We start from the raw sequence: 3,014 nt of genomic DNA on the forward strand, positions 1-3,014 counted from the left end.
GTCTTCTCCTGTATATATCACTATAAACTCGGGTGTTGGTAGAATTATTTGCTTTTTACTGTGTACGTTGAGTCTGTTTTCTTGCAGATAGTCTTTTACTGTTTGTGAAAGATATAATAACATTCTGAGTGCTATATTGACTGATTGTGTGCTTTGGGCTTCTACTAATATTAAAAGTTTGTCTTTTGCTATAAATCCTAAGTCGTTATACATACTGTGTACTAATATGTTTTCGAGTGTTATTATTTGTAAATCTTCTTGTCTTGTGTCCAAGTCTTCGGGGTGAAGATCTTGATACAGTTGCAGAAGATATTTTTTGTTTCTGAATAAATCTGTGAATACTGTATCTTTTGTCTTTCTGTTTATTATGTCTTTTTTGTTTATTTTATTCTTTTTTTCCATTTTATTTTTCCTAAATTTATATTTTTATTTATTTCATTATATCAATATATTTCTATATTTTCCAGTTACATTTAATTTACTTTTATAAGCTCATGTTAAAACCTATTTCAATAACCATTTAACAATAAAATATATAAAAAATCTCTTTTTAACCCATATTATATAAAATAAATTTTAAACAAGATAGATAAATGCAGTTCACATAAATTTTACAGATTAATATCTTGCTATTTTCTTAAAAATGCATTATATTTTAAACATTGCACATATTATATTATTTAATAGGTTTGTTATATGAATAATGTAACAAATATTACAACACTCTTTATTTTTATTTAGTATAATACAGTTTATCCAAAACTTAATTAAAAATAAGATTATTTTTGTATAATTTCGGTATAAAAGTAACTATGCTAAATGCTTAAATTTATTATAATGACATAACTGCCAGTTATGTAAGAAAGAGGTGTAATTTGAAAATAGAATTAATAAAAAATAGTGAGCTTGAGCTTAAAGAAAACCTTATAATATTACCTTGCTTTGAAAATGAAGATATAAGCTTTAACAAATTGGACATCCCTCCTCAGGTGTTGGATATAGCCAATAACTCTATAAAGGAAGAAAAGTTTAAAGCGTCAAAAGGCGAATTATATTATTACAATACAGTTTTAGATGGCAAAATTATAAATGTATTGCTCTTAGGCATGGGAAAAAAATCTGATGCAAATCTTAAAGACGCTGTAAAAGGGCTTGTATCTGCGACAAAATACGCATCCAAGTTGTACCAAGGTGCTATATATATCTCTCTTAGACCTTTAGAGCGTACATCTTATGAATTATTTGCAAAATCTGTAATTCGCTCAATCATTTTATCAAAATATAAATTTGACAAGTACAAAAAATCAGATGATACAAAAAATGAGCCGATTATAAAAATTGTACTGAAAGAAAATTGTTTAAATAATGCCGATACTTTAATAGAAGATGCAAAAATCGAAGCAGAATGCGTAAATTATACGAGAGATTTGATAAATGAACCTGCAAATCACATGACACCTGAAATTCTCTCACAAAAAGCAAGAGAATCAGCAGAAAAATATGGATATGAGGCAGAAATCTTCGATGAAAAATATATAGAAAAAATGAAAATGGGTGCGTTTTTATCAGTAGCAAAAGGCTCTGCAAATCCTCCAAGACTTATAGTTTTAAGATATAAGGGCAATCCATCTGACGAAAAAATATACGGTCTTGTCGGTAAAGGCTTATGCTATGACAGTGGCGGATATTCAATAAAACCTACAAGCTCAATGCTTGATATGAAAAGCGATATGGGGGGTTCTGCAACAGTAATAGGTGCACTTAATTTAATCGCACGAAAAAAATTGAAAGTCAACATAACAGCAGTAATAGCAAGCTGCGAAAATATGATTGCCGGCAACGCATATAAGCCCGGCGATATAATATGCTCTATGAATAAAACACATATAGAGGTAGGAAACACAGACGCAGAGGGACGCTTGACACTTGCTGATGCAATAACATATAGTATACAAGAAGAAAAAGTTTCTCAAATAATAGAGTTGTCTACTCTTACAGGTGCGGTACTTATAGCACTTGGAGAAGAAATAACAGGTGCAATAACAAAATATGATTACCTATATGATGATTTGAAAAAAGCGTCAAAAGAAACTCTTGATGAAGTATGGCAACTTCCATACTATGAAGATTATAGAAAACTTTTGGACTCAGATTTTGCCGATATAAATAATACAGGAGGCAGATATGCAGGAAGTATAACAGCAGGCTTATTCGTCACAAAATTTGCAAAAGAAACACCTATAATACATTTAGATATTGCAGGCTCTGCATGGGGAGAAAAAGAAACACCTATACGTCCAAAAGGCGGTACAGGTGCAAATGTTTTGATGCTTTACAAATATTTTGAAAATAAAATAAAAGATAATAATATTTAAATTTTTATTATTAAGGAGTAGATATGAGAAAAAAGGACATGAGAATAGAACGTACTCAAAGTTCAATAAAAAGAGCATTTTTATCGTTATTAGAAACTGAGAACTACGGAAAAATAACTATTCAGGACATAGCAGATGAAGCTATGATAAACAGAAATACTTTCTATCTTCATTATAAAGATAAAGACGTACTGTTGAAATCTATAATAGATGAAAATATGGACTTAATAGATGAACACCTTGACTTTAAACTATCAAATGATACAAAGGAAGACGAAATAATAATACTTGAAAAAATAGCCGAGGCTTTATTAAAATACAGATACTTTCTAAAAGTCATGTTCTCATGTACAGAAAATAAATACTTCTTGGAGCGTTTTGACAATTCTATATCAAAAAGCATAATAGGTAACCATTCACTCCATTTTGACAATTTGGACAGAGAATACAAAGAAATGCAAATGGCATTTATAATATCAGGCTCTGTCGGACTTATCAAATATATAGCAGGCAAAGGCACAAGCATGACTACAAATCAAATAGCTGAAATGCTTTACAGCCTGTTCTTTCGTCCATTAAAACCGAAAGCGGTAAGTGAATAAATAATAAAAAAACTAATATACAAATAAGTTAAGTTTT

Annotated in this window: 2 protein-coding genes and 1 pseudogene; 2 read left to right on the top strand and 1 reads right to left on the bottom strand. The window is 29.6% G+C overall.

Annotated elements, in window-relative coordinates; translation table 11 throughout:
• Window positions 1-402, bottom strand: a pseudogene (locus HMPREF9629_RS11305) (hypothetical protein); the annotation flags it as partial.
• 473 nt (window positions 403-875) lie between these two features.
• Between HMPREF9629_RS11305 and HMPREF9629_RS05020 the strand changes: the two are divergent.
• Both HMPREF9629_RS05020 and HMPREF9629_RS05025 read left to right on the top strand, forming a co-directional pair.
• Window positions 876-2,375, top strand: coding sequence for a leucyl aminopeptidase (locus HMPREF9629_RS05020; protein WP_009525279.1), 1,500 nt, complete (start codon window positions 876-878; stop codon window positions 2,373-2,375).
• Between the two features lie 23 nt (window positions 2,376-2,398).
• A complete protein-coding gene (locus tag HMPREF9629_RS05025; RefSeq protein WP_009525280.1) occupies window positions 2,399-2,977 on the top strand; it encodes a TetR/AcrR family transcriptional regulator in 579 nt (192 codons plus the stop codon).
• Window positions 2,978-3,014: the final 37 nt, after the last annotated feature.

Source organism: Peptoanaerobacter stomatis (assembly GCF_000238115.1).
Classification (GTDB): domain Bacteria; phylum Bacillota; class Clostridia; order Peptostreptococcales; family Filifactoraceae; genus Peptoanaerobacter; species Peptoanaerobacter stomatis.

What these genes read in the sequence shown, in the direction of transcription:
- HMPREF9629_RS05025 (WP_009525280.1), top strand. Translation starts at nt 2,399, where the DNA reads ATGAGAAAAAAGGACATGAGAATAGAACGTACTCAAAGTTCAATAAAA.